This is a genomic window from Brevibacillus sp. GCM10020057 (assembly GCF_042683565.1).
GTDB lineage: Bacteria > Bacillota > Bacilli > Brevibacillales > Brevibacillaceae > Brevibacillus.
The window spans coordinates 1,002,455-1,018,221 of the sequence record NZ_JBHUJW010000043.1 but is presented as its reverse complement, the minus strand read 5'-3'; the positions used below and the strand labels follow the sequence as shown (position 1 = coordinate 1,018,221).

General features: G+C 57.1%; 15 protein-coding genes. 11 read left to right on the top strand and 4 right to left on the bottom strand.

All coding sequences use genetic code 11. From position 1 onward, the window contains the following. The first annotated feature begins 8 nt into the window (after positions 1-8). Together glsA and ACFSO0_RS18720 are read left to right on the top strand one after the other, a co-directional pair. Positions 9-941 carry a glutaminase A gene (gene glsA, locus ACFSO0_RS18725; protein WP_376882951.1) on the top strand — a complete coding sequence of 311 codons (933 nt, stop codon included), beginning with the start codon at positions 9-11 and terminating at the stop codon, positions 939-941. A 94-nt stretch (positions 942-1,035) separates the two neighbouring features. Then, the gene (locus ACFSO0_RS18720; protein WP_376882948.1) at positions 1,036-1,317 is read left to right on the top strand and encodes an Fpa/YlaN family protein; all 282 of its coding nucleotides are present in this window, start codon (positions 1,036-1,038) and stop codon (positions 1,315-1,317) included. Positions 1,318-1,425: 108 nt separating this feature from the next. On the opposite strand, the gene cax is transcribed toward ACFSO0_RS18720, so the two are convergent. Further along, on the bottom strand, positions 1,426-2,469 hold the full coding sequence (cax, locus tag ACFSO0_RS18715) for a calcium/proton exchanger (protein WP_376882945.1): 1,044 nt from the start codon (positions 2,467-2,469) through the stop codon (positions 1,426-1,428). A 155-nt stretch (positions 2,470-2,624) separates the two neighbouring features. On the opposite strand from cax, the gene ACFSO0_RS18710 reads away from it, so the two are divergent. Continuing rightward, positions 2,625-2,882: a hypothetical protein gene (locus ACFSO0_RS18710; RefSeq protein WP_376882942.1), complete on the top strand. Its 258-nt coding sequence runs from the start codon at positions 2,625-2,627 to the stop codon at positions 2,880-2,882. An 82-nt stretch (positions 2,883-2,964) separates the two neighbouring features. Here the strand turns inward: ACFSO0_RS18710 and sleB are convergent, their stop codons facing one another. Then, the gene (gene sleB, locus ACFSO0_RS18705) at positions 2,965-3,732 is read right to left on the bottom strand and encodes a spore cortex-lytic enzyme (protein WP_376882940.1); all 768 of its coding nucleotides are present in this window, start codon (positions 3,730-3,732) and stop codon (positions 2,965-2,967) included. Between the two features lie 135 nt (positions 3,733-3,867). Here sleB and ACFSO0_RS18700 point away from each other — a divergent pair, with 135 nt between their 5' ends. After that, positions 3,868-5,499, top strand: coding sequence for a thiamine pyrophosphate-binding protein (locus ACFSO0_RS18700; RefSeq protein WP_376882938.1), 1,632 nt, complete (start codon positions 3,868-3,870; stop codon positions 5,497-5,499). Between the two features lie 76 nt (positions 5,500-5,575). Further along, on the top strand, positions 5,576-5,908 hold the full coding sequence (locus ACFSO0_RS18695; protein ID WP_376882935.1) for an Asp23/Gls24 family envelope stress response protein: 333 nt from the start codon (positions 5,576-5,578) through the stop codon (positions 5,906-5,908). 87 nt (positions 5,909-5,995) lie between these two features. Here ACFSO0_RS18695 and ftsW read toward each other — a convergent pair whose 3' ends face one another. Beyond that, positions 5,996-7,165: a putative lipid II flippase FtsW gene (gene ftsW, locus ACFSO0_RS18690; RefSeq protein WP_376882932.1), complete on the bottom strand. Its 1,170-nt coding sequence runs from the start codon at positions 7,163-7,165 to the stop codon at positions 5,996-5,998. An 85-nt stretch (positions 7,166-7,250) separates the two neighbouring features. Next, complete coding sequence (locus ACFSO0_RS18685) at positions 7,251-7,595, bottom strand: YugN family protein (protein WP_376882930.1); 345 nt, start codon at positions 7,593-7,595, stop codon at positions 7,251-7,253. A gap of 167 nt (positions 7,596-7,762) precedes the next feature. On the opposite strand from ACFSO0_RS18685, the gene ACFSO0_RS18680 reads away from it, so the two are divergent. From ACFSO0_RS18680 to ACFSO0_RS18655, 6 genes are all read left to right on the top strand, one after another. Then, positions 7,763-7,861, top strand: coding sequence for a putative holin-like toxin (locus ACFSO0_RS18680; RefSeq protein WP_376882928.1), 99 nt, complete (start codon positions 7,763-7,765; stop codon positions 7,859-7,861). A 275-nt stretch (positions 7,862-8,136) separates the two neighbouring features. Then, a complete protein-coding gene (locus tag ACFSO0_RS18675) occupies positions 8,137-8,577 on the top strand; it encodes a CBS domain-containing protein (RefSeq protein WP_376882926.1) in 441 nt (146 codons plus the stop codon). A gap of 142 nt (positions 8,578-8,719) precedes the next feature. Next, positions 8,720-9,769, top strand: coding sequence for a MerR family transcriptional regulator (locus ACFSO0_RS18670; protein WP_376882923.1), 1,050 nt, complete (start codon positions 8,720-8,722; stop codon positions 9,767-9,769). A 335-nt stretch (positions 9,770-10,104) separates the two neighbouring features. After that, entirely contained in the window at positions 10,105-10,812 is a 708-nt protein-coding gene (locus ACFSO0_RS18665) for a thermonuclease family protein (protein ID WP_376882921.1), read from the top strand. Between the two features lie 194 nt (positions 10,813-11,006). Next, entirely contained in the window at positions 11,007-11,771 is a 765-nt protein-coding gene (locus ACFSO0_RS18660) for a 4'-phosphopantetheinyl transferase family protein (protein WP_376882918.1), read from the top strand. 52 nt (positions 11,772-11,823) lie between these two features. Beyond that, positions 11,824-15,744, top strand: a complete 3,921-nt coding sequence (locus ACFSO0_RS18655; protein ID WP_376882915.1) for a non-ribosomal peptide synthetase — start codon at positions 11,824-11,826, stop codon at positions 15,742-15,744. Positions 15,745-15,767: the final 23 nt, after the last annotated feature.

The window sequence follows — 15,767 nt, the reverse complement described above, 5'->3', positions numbered from 1 at the left end:
GATTGGCGATGGACATCGAGCAAGCGAACGAACAATTGGAACGCCTGCGCCTGGAAGCAAGCGGGGAAGCAGGGAAAGGCAAAGTGGCTTCTTATATTCCCGAGCTGGCGAAAGAAGATCCGCATCAACTCGGGATCAGCGTATGCCTCTCGGACGGTACCATCCTGTCGGCGGGAGAGGCGCAGAAGCCGTTTACCCTGCAAAGCATCTCGAAAATATTTTCTTTAATCGTTGCCTTGTGCCAGAATGGTCAACAACATGTGTTTGAACGTGTCGGCAAGGAACCGACCGGCGATCCGTTCAACTCCATTATCAAGCTGGAGACGATCAAGCCGCACAAGCCGCTCAATCCGATGATCAACGCCGGTGCCATCGCCGTCGCCGGGATGATTCAGGGAAAGAGCGTGCAGGAGCGGCTGGATTGCATCCTGGACCTGCTGCGACGGATAACGGGAAATCCGCACATCGGCGTGAACGAAGCCGTCTACTGTTCGGAAAAGAAAACGGCGGCCCGCAATCGGGCGCTCGCCTGGTTCCTGAAGGACAGCGGCGTGCTTGCAGGAGATGTGGAAGAGACACTGGACCTTTATTTCCGCCACTGTGCCATCGAAGTGACCGCTGAGGAGGTGGCGAGGCTCGGCATGGCGCTCGCGGCGGACGGCGTGGATGTGCGGACGGGCGACCGCGTGTTTCCGGCAGAGGTGGCGCGTATCTGCAAGACTTTCATGGTGACTTGCGGCATGTACAACGCCTCGGGGGAATTTGCCATCGACGTCGGTATTCCGGCCAAAAGCGGCGTAGCGGGAGGAATCATGGCGACGGTTCCGCAGCGAATGGGGATCGGAGTCTTCGGTCCCGCGCTGGATGAAAAAGGGAACTCGGTGGCAGGAGTGAAGCTGCTGGCGCTTCTCGCAAAGGATTGGGAACTTGGTATCTTTTAGCATACTTGCAGTTGATATCCCTTCTCCCCTTTTCAAATGGCCCAGAATCGCGTACTATGTATGATAAGGATGGAGGCAAACGGAGGGATAGGTTTTGACAGAAATTAAGGTTCCCGATCTGGAACAAAAAGCGCTAGCGTTGCTTCAGGCAGACGCAGACAAAATTTACAAGCTGATCGACGTACAGATGGAAAACCTGACCATGCCGCAGTGCCCACTGTATGAAGAAGTTTTGGATACGCAAATGTTCGGGCTCTCCCGCGAAGTCGAGTACGCGGTACGCCTCGGACTTATTGAAGAAGAGATCGGCCGTGAGATTATGGGTTCGCTGGAACGCAAACTGGCCACTCTGCACGAAATGTATAACAAGAGATAAAGCGAGGAGAGCGGCGATATTCCTCGCTTTTCGTTTTGTTTACGGAAAAAAGGACTGCCAGGCTGATGAGCCTTTGGCAGTCCTTTTTCGTGCGGCTTCTCCCGCTGGTCACGCGAAGAAAAACGCCGTCCCCAAAATGACGTACACGACCAGCAGCAAAACGCCCTCGTACCAGTTGGTCGCTCCGTCCCGCGTGATGGAGATGGTGATGAAGGTGGCCACAGCGATTGCTGCCAGCTCGTAAGGCGTAAAGACAATGTCCATCGGTCTGCCGATCAGGAGGCTGAGCAGGATCAGCGTAGGCGCGACGAAGAGCGCGATCTGCAGGCTGGACCCGATGGCAATTTCGACGGCGGCACCGATTCTGCCTTTCATCGCAAGGAGCAGGGCGGCGCTGTGTTCTGCAGCGTTGCCGATGATGGCGATTACGAAAGCGCCGACGAACAGCTCCGACCAGCCCAATGACTCCGAGACGTGCTGGACTCCGTGGACGAGCCATTCGGAGACGATGGCGACGAAAACGGTGGAGATCGCCAGCATGACGATGGAGATTCCCTTGGACCAGACGGCTTCACTGTCGTGCTCCTCGATGTCGGAGAGGAAATCGCTGTGGGTGATCATGGAGAAGATCAGCCAGAGCACGTAAGCGATAATCAGGAGCACGGCGATGACGATGCTCAATGTCTCCACCCTGGCCGCAGGCAGCTCGCGGATAAACACGGCTGGAATGAACAGGGCGACGATGGCAAGCATCATCAGCGAGGCATTGTGTCCGGCCAACTGGCTGTTGAACTTTTGTTCCTTGAACTTCAGACCGCCCATGAGCACGCTCAAGCCGAGCACCAGCAGCATGTTGCCGATGACGGCGCCGGTTATGGACGCTTTCACCATCTCGAACAGTCCTTCTTTTACGAGGAAAAAGGCAATGATAAGCTCTGCGGCGTTGCCAAAGGTCGCGTTGAGGAACCCGCCAATCCGGTCTCCTGCGTAATGCGCGACGCTCTCCGTCGATTTTCCTAGCCATGCTGCCAGAAAGACGACGCTGATCGCAGCGGTAATGAACTGGAACATCTCATTTTGTGTGAAGTAGTGGGCGATGGCAGCGAGGAGAAAGGTCGCTCCGACCACCGTGAAAAAAACACGCAAATTCATACAGTCACCTCTGATTTATGTATAGACTGCCTGCAAGACTTCTCCAAGTTTTTCCTGCGGCTCACAAACATGATACACCAAATTCGCCTGTGCAGGTATAGAGTCCCTCGCGCGGAAGAAACTAAACGGTGAAAAACGAACGGGAGGTGGCGTACATGCCCATGCCTTACTTGTGTCCGACATGTAAATCGAACCGCATGCGCTTTACCGTGATTGAGCAGACGCCGCGTTACATCCGTCTCGATCCGCAGACGGGGGAAGTGGTAGCCGAGTTAACCGCTGACCAGCTAGACTTGTTCCACAAGCCGTACAAGGGAGATGCTTACATGATTCAATGCGGCGTCTGCGGAACGACCGAACCGGAAGAAAGATTCGTGAAAATGGCGCAGCATATGCAAATTCAGCGCGCGTAAATCTACGCACGCAAAAACTCCCCGAAAGAAAACAGGCACTGAGCTCGCTGGCTCGCGTGCCTGTTTTCGCTTCGTTCTGGCCTTAGCGGCAGAAAATATGGCGCCCGATCTTTTTGATCTGCGGGCGGCTCCAAATCCAGCCGGAGGTCGCGGTGTCCGGATTGAAATAGTAGATGGCTCCGCCAGTCGGGTCCCAGCCTTTGAGGGCGTCTTTCACAGCGCGTTTGGACGTTTCGTTCGGGGTCAGCCAGATTTGCCCGTCCGCTACGGCCGTAAATGCGCCAGGCTCAAAAATGACTCCCGCAGGCGTATTCGGAAAGGAAGGGTTTTTGGTGCGGTTCAGGATGACGGCAGCCACAGCTACCTGACCGATGTACGGCTCGCCGCGCGATTCGCCGTAGACGGCATTGGCCATCAGGCGCAGGTCGTTTTCGGAAATGCTTGTCGCGTGGAAGGTCTGCTTTCGTGAAGGGCCCGTTTTGCCTGGCGTGCTTTGGGACGTTTGCGGCACTCCCAGGTCTGCGGCAGTCGGCTTGTAGTTTTTCGTCGCGTTGTAGAGCTTGACTTTTGTTTTCGGGCCGAGCACGCCGTCGACGGGCAGACCAAACTCATATTGGAAGTTACGCAGTGCCCAATAGGAGCGCCAGCTGAAGACGCCATCTACCTTCCCGGTGTAGTAGCCCAAAAACTTCAGGCGATACTGCATCTCGCGGACATCTCCTCCTGTGGCACCGACCTTGACAATCTGCTGGCTGAATGCGTTCGAGCGCATCGGGTTAACCATGACTGCTGTGGTGACGAGAATGGCGAGAATTGCTGCGGCCATCAGCCATTTGTAAGGCTGTTTCATGGTAAATCCTCCTTCGTTAGGGTGCTGAACACCAGCTGATAGAACTTAGGTTCTCCAACTATCGCAAACGGGCACAAGTAAAAAAATGGGAGAGTGAGCACACTAGCGATGAGACTGGCTAAGGAGGCAGGGTTGATGATGCAGGTAGCTTCATTTTTGACGGAACAATTGAAAGCGTGGGGAGTCGCGCGCATCTATGGCGTCGCGGGCGATGCGCTGTTTGCCTGGCTCGATGCGCTCGGCAGGCAGGACGATATCCAGTTTGTCTCGTGCAGGCACGAAGCGGCCGCCGCGATGATGGCGAGCGCGGAAGCAAAGCTGACTGGAAAGCCCGCTGTCTGTGCGGCTACGATGGGCCCGGGAACGGTCAATCTGCTGAACGGGCTGGCCGATGCGTGGGCCGATCAGGTGCCGGTCGTGGCCATTACCGGACAGGTCGAGACCTGCAAAATGGGCGGCGGCTACAAGCAGTACGTCCCCCAGGAGGACTTGATGCGTCCGCTGTGTGCGTACACGACGACGGTCACGCATCCACAGGCGATCGGGGAGGTGCTGCATCAGGCGTTCACGGCAGCTGCCCGGCAAAAGGGGGTCGCGCACATCGCGATTTGCAAGGATGTGTTCTCGCAAACCACGACCTCACCCGTACTGCCCCAATTGCCTTGGATACCGTCGGCCGTGCGTCCGGACCGAATGGATCTGGAGCATGCGGCCGAGCACTTGCTGCGCGCGAAAAAGCCTCTGCTGCTGCTCGGGGCAGGGGCGCGGCAGGACCGGGAAGGCTGCCGCCGCTTGGCTGAACAGCTGGGTGCCGGTATCCTGCTGACTCTCGGGGCGAAGGGGACGGTCGAGGAGTCGCATCCTCTCGTCCTTGGAGGGTTGGGGGAAGGGGGGAGCGAAGCGGCGCTGCAAGCGTTGGCGGAGGCGGACTTGCTGCTCATTCTCGGTGCGAGCTGGTTCCCGCGTTCCTTCATTCCAAAGGGGCTGAAGATTATCCAGGTCGATACGAACTCGCAGTCGATCCACGCGCACCCTGGCCTGATTTCCGTCACCGCCACGCTCGACGATGTGCTTCCGCTCTGGATGAGACGTTTGAAGAGCCGCCAACTCGACCATGCTTGGGAGGAGAGGGTCGAGAGATGGCACGCACGATTTTGGGAAGAGACGCAGTCGCTTACAAAGCAGGCGGACGGTGAGAGGGTCAAGCCCGAGACGCTGCTCCACACGGTAGGCAGACTCGTTCGGGAGGATGCGATCATCACGCTGGACACCGGGGAGCATACGCTCTGGTTTAACCGGGCGTTTCGAGCAGTCGCCCAGACCCCGCTCTTTTCGGGCAAGTGGCGCACGATGGGCTACGGCTTGCCAGCCGCCATCGCAGCCAAGCTCACGTACCCGCAGCGTCAGGTCGTCTGCATCACAGGCGACGGAGGATTGCAAATGCAGCTTGGGGAATGGATGACAGCAGTAGAGCAGCGCGTGTCCCTGCTCCTGATCGTGGTCAACAACGCGACGCTGGGTCTGGAGCAAATCCGGATGCAGCAGGAAGGGTACCGGCCGTTTGCCACGAAGCTGCTCAATCCGGATTTCGTACGCTTTGCAGAGGCGTGCGGGTCTGCAGCCAAGGCAGTGCACAAGGTTGGCGAGCTGGAAGATGCCATCACGCAGGGATTGTCGACGGATCAATTGACACTGCTCGACGTGAAATGCACGGCTCCGACATTATCGGAGAGAAAAAAACAAATCCCCTTCCAAGCCCAAGCATGATTTGTTTATAATGAAAGAAAAGTCAGATGATACGGGTGGGAGAGGGTATCCATCGGGCAAAGGAGGGGGCGTCCAGATGATGGAAAAACGTGGTGAAATCAGGGTAGCGGATCAAGTAATTGCCGTAATTGCCGGTGTGGCGGCAGAAGAAGTGATGGAGGTAACGGTACGTTCGGGCGGCCTGTATCATGACTTGGCCAAACGGATCAACGGCGGCGCCAAAGGGATCAGCGTCTCGATGACGGATGACAAGGTGACGATCGACATGCGCGTTTCGGTGCGATACGGGACCCCGATTCATCACGTCTGCCACATCCTCCAGAAAAAAGTCAAGAACGCGGTAGAGACATTGACCGGTCTGTTGGTCGAAGCGATCAACGTGAAAGTAGAGACAATCGAGATCAAATGAAAGCGGCCTGCGCAGTTGCAGGCCGTTTTCGTTTGCATCGCAGGCACCGCCCAAAGGTTCGGCGCAGCCTGAACTTGTTAGCTTGCCTCAAATGGAGTACGTCGTCCTTGTCACCTGCTCGTCCACCTTTTGCCTGTTGACTTCCCTGGAGACATTCAGCAGAATGCCGGTGGAGATGAGACAGACGAGCAAGGAGGAGCCGCCGTAGCTGATAAAGGGCAGAGGCACCCCGGTGAGCGGAATCAGGCCTGTCACGCCGCCAATGTTGATGGCGGCCTGCAGTGCGATCATGCTGATGATGCCGATCCCGACGAGGCTGGCGAACGTGTCCTTCACCCGCAGGCAGATGTGGATGCCCCGCAGCAGGAACAGCAGGTAGACGAGCAGGAAGATTGACGCGCCGATGAAGCCCAGCTCTTCCGAAATGATCGAAAAGATAAAATCGGTATGAGCTTCCGGCAAGTACAAATATTTCTGGATGCTTTTTCCAAATCCCGTGCCGGTAAGGCCGCCGTGCGCAATGGCAATCCACGACTGAATAATGTTGTAGCCAGTGTTCAAAGGATCGCTCCACGGATCGAGGTATGAATGGATACGGTTCATGGCGTGCTGTTTGACAGTGATGTACAAGCCAAGCGCGAGGCTCAAGGACGGAATGCCGAGACCGAGCAGCAGGCGTATCGGCGCTCCGCCGCAGACCAGGACGATCAGGCCGGTCCCGAGCAAAATGCCGGCCGACCCAAGGTCAGGCTGGGCGACGATCAGGAGAAAAAACAGTCCGGTTACCAATAACGGCGGCATCAGCCCTGATTTCAGCTTGCGAATCCCTTCCCCTTTTTTGGTGATGATCGCCGCCAGGTACAGGATCAGGCCGAGCTTGGCGAATTCCGCTGGCTGGAGGTTGGCGGAGCCGAAGCGAAACCAGGAGCGTGCGCCTTTGATGTTTTCGCCAATCCCCGGGATCAGGACGAGCAGCAAGGCGAAGAAGCTGACAGCCGCAATCAGCAAAAATCTCCGTTTGTAAAACGAGAAGGGAATGTTCATGGCGACCAGCATTCCGACAATACCGAGAGCCAAAAAGCGAATTTGCCGTTTCACAAAGTACAGTTCGTCGCCGTTGCAATAATCGCAGCCGTTGGACGTGAAGCTGGTCAGCGCGAAAATCGAACTGGAACTAAGCACCATTGTGATGCCAAACCCGACGATCAGGACGGTGAGAAACAGTAGCAAGAAGTCCGGGACGCCCCGCTTTTTCATCGAAAAACCCCCTTCTACGTGAAACAGAGAGGGAGTACCTCTCTGCTAAGCCGCTGCATTATGTTGTTCGTAGCCCTACGCGTTTTTAATGCGAGGACAATTTTTCGTTCAGCATTTGCAGTTTGAGTTTTGCTGTCTTGATGACGGAATCGGGAATCGGATAGTCGTAGTCCAGTCCGTGCGGGAAAAGATGTTTTCCCATATATGGGTCCTCCAGCTTCAGGACAGCGTGGGAGTCTTCCAGCCTGCCCTCGGTTACGTTCGCTTCGACGCGCAGATAGTAAACGTTTCCTTTATCTTGGATTTTATAATCGTATGTAGCGTGTTTGTAATCCCAAGCACCACGGTCGAAGCCAAGATCGCTCATGTAGTGCTCGAGATCGGCAAAGAAAACTTCTTTGGTGCCAACCCCAGTATCCTTGATAACCATTCTGTTTCCTCCTACAAAAAGGTAAGATTTTCACTTATTAATGATATTCGGTTTTTGGACGAAGCGCAATGTATAAGTCAGTCTTACGGGTAGATGACCGTGGTTGCCATCATATGGTATAATTTCTACACAATGGATCGATTCTCAAGGGTGGTCGGCATCCCCGCATGAAAGGGGGTGATAATATGACAGTATTCGAGGCGCTAAGTCTGATGTTGACGTTTGGGACTTTAGTAGTAATGCTGTCATCTAGTAAGAAAAAGTAGACCTCCCTTGAGCTTCGCAGCCAGGAGGTCTACAGGCAGGTACTAGAGCCGACTCCCCGAAAGGAACGACTGTTGTAGCTCGGGACCGCATGGGTGTAGCAGCACCCGGCGGTCTTTTTTTGCTACGGTCACCCAAGCACCATGGTATCATCTTAACACAGTCGGTTCGCTTCTCTCCAGTCGAAAAATCGTGACACATGTCCCACACCTGAGAATGAACATGTAGGTAGCAGGACACACTACTATCGTTCATCAGCAAAAAGGAGGAAAACGACATGGCCAAAGTTGAAAACCGCACATTGCGCGAAATTATGACGAAAGATATTGCGACCGTGACGCTCAAGGACAACGTGTACGAGGTTGCTTGCAAAATGCGCGACTGGAACGTCGGGGTCATTCCCGTCGTCGACGAGAAAAATGACGTGATCGGGATCATCACCGACCGCGATATTGTCATTCGCGGCCTGGCGGAAAAACACGAAGGCTCGACTGCCACTGAAGTCGTGATGACACGGGACATCGTGCTCGGCCGCCCGGACATGACCGTCGACGAAGCAGCGAAAATTATGGCGCAGCACCAGATTCGCCGTCTCCCGGTCGTCGAAAATGGCAAGCTGGTCGGGATCGTCGCCTTGGCAGACATGGCTATTCGCCAGGTGCACCACGACGAAGCGAGCGACGCGCTCCAGCGGATTTCCGAACCGACATCCCGTTAGGCAAACAGGTTCCTTGCCTGACGCAACTCAAATCCGCGCTGCCGGGAGAGATTCCGGCAGTTTTTTTCTGTTTCTCCTTTACCATGACGTAACGGAAAGGTTTAAGATACAGACAATGCTTCAATAACAGGAGAGGGATCTGATGCAAATAAAGGAAATGGCGGAGCGCCTGCAGATCACGCCGCGGGCGATACGCTATTACGAGGAAAAGGGGCTCGTCCGCCCGCAAAAAGCGGAAGAATCGGGATATCGCCAATTTTCGGAAGAGGATGTATGGCGGCTGCAGACGATCATTACGTTGCGCGAGGTCGGTATGTCCATCGATGACATCCGCGAACTGCTGGAGCACCTGGACAAGGGGCACGGCAGCCTGCAACACTATTTGGAGCTGCAGCGATCCTATATGTACGACCGATGGGTAGAGCTCAGTAAGGTGATCGAGACCACGGAAGCGATGATCGCAAGGGTCAAGGGCGAGGACAGCATCGACCCCGCATCGCTGTACGAACTGGCAGAAGCGGGCAAACGACTGCGCCAGACGCGGTCCGACTGGGTGGATCGCTGGAACTTCAACCAGATCGCGCATCACTACGACGAATGGGTGACGCGCAAGCAGGAAGGCTATAACAAGCATGAGCGTTATGACGAGGTGCTGGATGCGGTCGTAGCGGCGGCTGCGCCGGAGCCGGGAGAGTGCGGGCTGGACGCCGGGACTGGCACCGGCAATCTCGCCGGGCGCTTTCTCCACTGCGGGGTCGCGATGAGCGGATTCGATCAGTCGCTGGAGATGCTGCGGCAATGCCGACGGAAATATCCGGAGATGGAGACGAAGCTGGGGACGTTTTTTGCCTTCCCTTTTCTGGAGAACCGCTTCGATTTCGTCGTGAGCAGCTACGCCCTGCATCATTTGACAGACGACCAGAAGATGCTGGCTCTTGCGGAATGCCGCCGCGTCCTTCGTCCCGGCGGGCGGCTGGTCATTGCCGACCTGATGTTTGCTGACGGGCAGGCGCGGCTGGAATGTTTCCGGCGACTGGAGGAGGCGGGCGAGCACCGAACGATTGAGCAACTGCAAAACGAATGCCCGGCAGACCGCTCCCGCTTATTGGCAGAGCTTCATGCGCTTGGCTTTGCGGCGGAAGCGAGGCAGGTCACCGATTACGTGCACCTCATTTCAGCTCGGTTGAAATAAATCATCCTGCTCACTTTTTGGGCTCTTCCCAGTGATGACATGTGTCTAACCTTCTGCATAGGCTGTAGCGAGAAGGAAAGGGGGACTCCGAAATGGGTCTGTTCGATGGTTTTTTTGATCGAGACAACGATGAGCTGTTGTGGATTATCATCGTCGTGGTCATCCTGCTGTTTTTATTTAATGCCGACCGCGACTAATGCCGCTTGTATAGACAAAAACGACCTGGCGCGAAGGTCGTTTTTTCCGTGCATTGCCCATGAACCACGAGCAGTCTTGACCTGCATGGCAACTTCCTCTACGCTTAAAGCCGATGGATGAGGAAGGGAAGGAACGAAATGAAACGAATTACGATTGCTCTGGCGCTCGTGGCTTCGCTGCTCGGGGCCTGTTCGTCGTCGGGCCAGCCACAGCCCAATGGCGAGATGGAAGCGACCGTCGAGCGGGTCGTCGACGGCGATACAGTCGAGCTGTCGACAGGGGAGAAGGTGAGGCTCATCGGCGTAGATACGCCCGAGACAGTCAAGCCCAACACTCCGGTGCAGCCATATGGCAAAGAGGCGAGCGACTATTCCAAAAAGCTCCTGACCGGCCAGCGCGTGAAGCTGAAATTTGACGTGGAGCCTTACGATAAATACAAGCGGCTGCTCGCCTACATGTACCTTCCGGACGGGACCTTCGTCAACGAAAAGCTGGTCCGGGAAGGGTACGCCCGCATCATGACGATCCCGCCGAATGTGGCCCATGCCGATCTGTTTCTCGCAGCAGAACGCGAAGCGCGTGAGCAAAACCGCGGTCTGTGGGGCAAGTCCGCCGGGCAACCTGCCCAGGCACAGACACCTTCCGCGATGCAGCCCGCCCCGAAAGCGCCGGCGAGCAGCCAGACTCCGCCGGAGGGCAAGCGGATCAAAGGCAACATCAATGCCAAGGGAGAAAAAATTTACCACGTGCCAGGCTCTGCCAGCTACGAACAGACGAAAGCAGAGATGTGGTTTGCGACGGAGGAGGAAGCAAAAGCGGCGGGCTTCCGTGCTCCGAAACGATAATCATATGAAAGTGTAACGCCATCTTTCCCCGGGCAGGGAGGATGGCGTTTTTTCGTGCGTTGGCGTTCGCTCTGTTGTTCTTTACAAAGAACGATTAGCTGGTACAATAGGGGTATCAAGCGAGGACGTGCTTGAAAGGGGAGGAAGTGCAGGCATGAAAGCGGGCAAGCCGTGTAGGAAGGGAGGTGCGGACGATGCAGTGGACGGATGCGCAAGGGCTGTTGCTTCGCAGAGATGATGTGACCGCGTGGGAGGACGGCCTGCAGCCAGCCGATGCGGCCCGCATTCGAGCATTCGCTGAGGGCGCGGAGGTGCATATCTGGATCGCAGAGCTGGGCGGCAGCTCTTTTTGTCTGGAGGAGCTTTCCTGCGAGGAACAACGGCGGGCGGAGCGCTTCCGGTCGGTCAGGGACCAGCTCCGTTTTCGGTTCGCGCACGGGCTGCTCCGACGGCTGCTGGCCGCCTACACAGGCTTGGCGCCGTCCGTGCTGCGATTCAGGCTGGGCCGCTGGGGCAAGCCGTTTTTGTACGACGAAAATGCCGCCCGCTCCAGGAGCCTGGTCCGCTTCAATATGTCGCATGCCAAAGACGCCGTATGCTATGCGTTGGCAGCCAGATGCGAAATTGGGGTTGACCTCGAATACGTCGATCCACACTTTGACTGGCACAGCGCAGCGCAGGTCTGCTTTTCCCCCTGCGAGAGGGAGTTGCTCGATGCCTTCCCGGAAAAGGAGCGGACCCGCGCGTTTTATCGGCTGTGGACGCAAAAGGAAGCATTGCTCAAGGCGTCAGGAGTCGGACTGAACGGGCTGACAGAGGAAGGCTGTTTGAAAGCGGGTGTGGCAGATACCAGCATCCGGCTGGTTCCGTTCGTCAGCTCGGGAGGGTACGTCGGGAGCGTAGCAGTGAGCGTTCTTTCTCCGGCAATCCGTTTTTTTCGCTATGTCGCAAAGGAATAAAGGAAAAGCATGTGCCGAGTGCAGGCTCGAAGGGATGAAGGGAGGCTGTCGGATGAAGAACGTTCTTTTGGAACAGGGCGGGATCGAGCATGAGGCCGGCTCGCCGCTTAGCATCGTGCAGGAACATCTCTGGAAGCTCATGCGGGGCATGGACGGCGATTCTGCGGCTGCCGCAGTGCCCGTCCGTTTCGCCTGGAGGATCAGTGGACCGCTGCAGGTAGAGCTGCTGGAGCAATGCCTGGCGGAGTGCGTGGAGCGGCATGACATGCTGCGCGCTGCGTTTCTGGTGCGCGACGGCGTGCCGATGCAAATCATCCGGCCCGTGGAGAAGCCGGTACTGCACAAAAGCGACCTGCGCCAGCTTTCGGCAGAGGAAGCAGAAGCGCGTGCGAGGCATTCTGTAGACGAAGTGACGGATGAGTGCCCGCTCTGGACCTGCTTGGCCCAACTGGCAGAACAGGAGTTTTTGCTGACGATTTGCGTCCATCCGCTTGTGGCTGATGAGCAGTCGATGCAGTTGGTCATGCAGGAAGTATTGCAAGGCTATCAGGCTCGTCTGCGTGGCCAAAAGCAGCATTGTCCGCAGTTGAATCTCTCCTATACCGGCTGCCGTGAACGGGAGGAGCGGCGTATCGCGGAACCGCAGGCCGAAGCTGACCTAGCGTATTGGCAGCAAAAACTCGGCGAGGAGCCGCCCGAGCAATATTTGCCGGCCGACTATCCGAGAACTTCCCGGACTGTATTTGCGACGAATACCTGCCACTTTGCCATCCCTTCCTCCCTGCAGCAGTCCCTGTACGCCTTTGTCAGGCAGGAGCAGACGAGCCTTTTGCCTGTCGTCCTGACCGTGCTGCACACGCTCTTGCACCGCTACAACGGAGAAGAGGAGACCCGCATCGCCGTCCTGCTGCCGGGAAGAGATGCTGATCCGGAGATGGCGAATGTAGTCGGCTGCTTTGCGAGTCCGCTCGTTTTGCCGCACGTTTGGCAGAGCGATCCGACCTTCCGCGCAGCGCTGCATCACGTGCAACAGTCGTTAGCAGAAGGGATGGCGCATCAGCAGTTCCCCGCTGCGCGGCTCATCGATCAGTTCGGGCGAAAGAGCAGAGGCGGCTCTCCCCCGCTTTACCGGCTCTTGCTGGAGATGGTGTCCTTGCAGACGTGGAAAGACGAGTCGGGTCTGCAGGTCTGGGAAGTGGATGTTGGGGCAAGCTACAGGCCCGTCGAACTGGCGGTCAGAATCGCGGAATCGGCAGAGGGGCTGTCATGCTCCATGACGTATGCGGCAACGCTTTTCAAGGAAGAGACAATCATCCGCATGGGCGGACATTTTTTCACGCTGCTCGCAGGCGTATTGGCCGCGCCGGATGAAAAGGTGTCCACCGCTCCGCTATTGACCACTGCCGAACGCACGCAGCTGCTCATCGAATGGAACCGCGCCGCAGTGAGCTATCCGCGGGATGCAAGCATACCCGAGCTTTTTGAAGAACAGGTACGGCTTCGCCCGGATCATCCGGCTCTGCTGTTTGGCGATCAGGTCATGACCTACCGCCAGTTGAACCAGAGGGCGGATGAAATTGCGGCTCGTCTGTGCCAGCTTGAGATCGCTGACGAGCAGCTCGTCGCAGTCTGCCTCGACCGGTCGCCCGACATGATCGCCAGCTACCTGGCTGTGCTCAAGGCCGGGGGAGCCTACGTACCGATCGATCTGACCTATCCGCCCGAGCGCATCGCATACATGCTGGAAGACTCGGCAGCCTCCCTCGTGATTACGACCGAGCGTATCGCCAAAGATTTGCCCCGGCTCCCGCCAGCATGCGTGTTCCTCGATGCCGACTGCGGGGAAGCAGTTCCCCACCTTGCTGCCCCCCGGTCGAGAAGCAGGGCAGAGAGCCTGGCATACGTCATGTACACGTCTGGCTCGACGGGCAAGCCCAAGGGCGTTATGATCGATCACCGCGGCATTGTCCGGCTCGTCAAAAATATCGACTACGCCAGCGTCGGTCCGGATGAGACGTACATGAACCTTGGCGCTGTCGCCTTTGATGTCTCGGCCTTCGAGATTTATGGCGCGCTGCTCAACGGTGGCAAACTAGTCATTTTGTCTGCCAACAAGCCCACTTTTGCCGAAATTGCACGGACGATCCAGCATTACGGAGTAACGTCGCTCAACGTCACGCCCGACCGACTCAACGTGCTGCTGGAGGACTACAGCGAGGCGCTGCGAGGTTTGCGGCAAGTGATGCCGGGCGGGGAAGCGCTGCCGGTCTGGCTGGCGCGCAAATGCCGGGAGAAGCTGCCGAACGCCAGGCTGATCAACTTGTACGGACCGACAGAAAATGCAGTCAACACGACAAGCTACCATGTGGAAGAGATTCCTTTGCACGAGACGACGATCCCCATCGGGCGTCCAATCGGCGGCGACCGGCTCTACATCCTTGATCGGCAGCTGCAGCCGGTGCCGATCGGGGTCATCGGCGACTTGTGCATGTCAGGGGACGGCATAGCCCGTGGTTATTTGAACCGTCCCGAATTGACAAACGAGCGTTTTCTCCCCGATCCTTTCAGCGAGACGCCGGGGCAGCGGATGTACAAGTCAGGAGATCTGGCCCGCTATCGCGCGGACGGAAATGTCGAATTCATCGGCAGGGCGGACGATCAGGTGAAAATCCGGGGCTGCCGCATTGAGCTGGGCGAGATCGAAACCATTGTGGGCCAGTATCCGGGCGTCCGCCAAGCGGTCGCAGGAGTGACGAAGGCCAAGGACGGCACGGCCGCGCTGGCTGCTTATGTCGTGATGAACGCCGATGCCAGCTTCAGCGAACCTGAGCTGCGGGCGTACGTCCGCGCTAGGCTGCCGGAGTACATGATTCCGACCTTTTTTATCGAGCTTGCGGAAGTGCCTGTCACACCGGTGGGAAAGATCGACCGGAAAAGACTGCCCGCCCCGGTGATTGGCGGCAATCAGGAGCGGCTTGTACCTCCTCGAAACGCAATGGAAGAAAAGCTGGTCAGAGTGTGGGAGCATCTGTTGGAAGTTCGGCCCATCGGCGTGACCGACAGCTTTTTTCAGCTGGGAGGCAATTCCTTGCTCGCGATGCGGATGTTCTCGCAGCTCGAAAAAACTTTCGGAAAAAGACTGTCCGTTTCCAGCGTCTTTCAGGAGGACACGATTGAAAAGCTGGCGAGGCTTCTGGCTTCCAGTGAGGAGCACGCCGAACTGACGAGGTCGCTTGTCCCCATCCAGCCGCTCGGGACAGAGCCACCGCTTTTCTGCATTCACGGCGGAGGGGGGGAAGTGCTGGTCTACGGCGAGCTGGCCAAGGTGCTGGGAGAGAAGCAGCCGCTGTACGGCTTGCGGTATGCAGGTACAGGGGAGCAGGGAGTCACGGTCGAAGCACTCGCGCAAAAATATTTGCGGGAGATACGGGAGGTTCAACCCAAGGGCCCCTACCATTTGATAGGCTTTTGCCTTGGTGGAGCGATCGCCTATGAGATGGCGCAGCAGCTGTTGCAGGAGGGAGAGCGGGTCGGTCTGTTAACGATTCTCAATTACGTGAATCCGGGCTTGCCCGCGCTCGGGCTGGCGCGAAAAATTTACCGGAGCGTCAGGCTGATGTTCCGCCTGCCCCGGCATCTGCGCGATCCGTTCGTGCTGCAAAAGCTGCGTTACGCGGTGCAGGTGCTGAAAAAAACGGGCGATGACACTTCATTTGAGCAGGCCAACATCCAGGAGCTGGTTGCGGCGATGCGCCAGTATCGGCCAAAGCCGTATCCGGGCAGGCTGCTGCTCATTCGGGCCATGACGCAGCTCCATCCTGTCAGCAGGCTGGGATGGGAAACGACAGAGACGGGAGAAATCGAAGAACATTGCATGGCTGCCGATCACGGAACGCTGCTGAAGGAGCCGAACGCCACGCTGCTCGCCAAATACATCCAGTGCCATGTACGAAAGGAATTTCAACCTATGTAAACGGCAAAACCCCCACCGCAGGA

What these genes read in the sequence shown, in the direction of transcription:
- glsA (WP_376882951.1), top strand. Translation starts at nt 9, where the DNA reads ATGGACATCGAGCAAGCGAACGAACAATTGGAACGCCTGCGCCTGGAA.
- cax (WP_376882945.1), bottom strand. Translation starts at nt 2,469, where the DNA reads ATGAATTTGCGTGTTTTTTTCACGGTGGTCGGAGCGACCTTTCTCCTC.
- ACFSO0_RS18710 (WP_376882942.1), top strand. Translation starts at nt 2,625, where the DNA reads ATGCCCATGCCTTACTTGTGTCCGACATGTAAATCGAACCGCATGCGC.
- sleB (WP_376882940.1), bottom strand. Translation starts at nt 3,732, where the DNA reads ATGAAACAGCCTTACAAATGGCTGATGGCCGCAGCAATTCTCGCCATT.
- ACFSO0_RS18700 (WP_376882938.1), top strand. Translation starts at nt 3,868, where the DNA reads ATGATGCAGGTAGCTTCATTTTTGACGGAACAATTGAAAGCGTGGGGA.
- ACFSO0_RS18695 (WP_376882935.1), top strand. Translation starts at nt 5,576, where the DNA reads ATGATGGAAAAACGTGGTGAAATCAGGGTAGCGGATCAAGTAATTGCC.
- ftsW (WP_376882932.1), bottom strand. Translation starts at nt 7,165, where the DNA reads ATGAAAAAGCGGGGCGTCCCGGACTTCTTGCTACTGTTTCTCACCGTC.
- ACFSO0_RS18685 (WP_376882930.1), bottom strand. Translation starts at nt 7,595, where the DNA reads ATGGTTATCAAGGATACTGGGGTTGGCACCAAAGAAGTTTTCTTTGCC.
- ACFSO0_RS18680 (WP_376882928.1), top strand. Translation starts at nt 7,763, where the DNA reads ATGAAAGGGGGTGATAATATGACAGTATTCGAGGCGCTAAGTCTGATG.
- ACFSO0_RS18675 (WP_376882926.1), top strand. Translation starts at nt 8,137, where the DNA reads ATGGCCAAAGTTGAAAACCGCACATTGCGCGAAATTATGACGAAAGAT.
- ACFSO0_RS18670 (WP_376882923.1), top strand. Translation starts at nt 8,720, where the DNA reads ATGCAAATAAAGGAAATGGCGGAGCGCCTGCAGATCACGCCGCGGGCG.
- ACFSO0_RS18665 (WP_376882921.1), top strand. Translation starts at nt 10,105, where the DNA reads ATGAAACGAATTACGATTGCTCTGGCGCTCGTGGCTTCGCTGCTCGGG.
- ACFSO0_RS18660 (WP_376882918.1), top strand. Translation starts at nt 11,007, where the DNA reads ATGCAGTGGACGGATGCGCAAGGGCTGTTGCTTCGCAGAGATGATGTG.
- ACFSO0_RS18655 (WP_376882915.1), top strand. Translation starts at nt 11,824, where the DNA reads ATGAAGAACGTTCTTTTGGAACAGGGCGGGATCGAGCATGAGGCCGGC.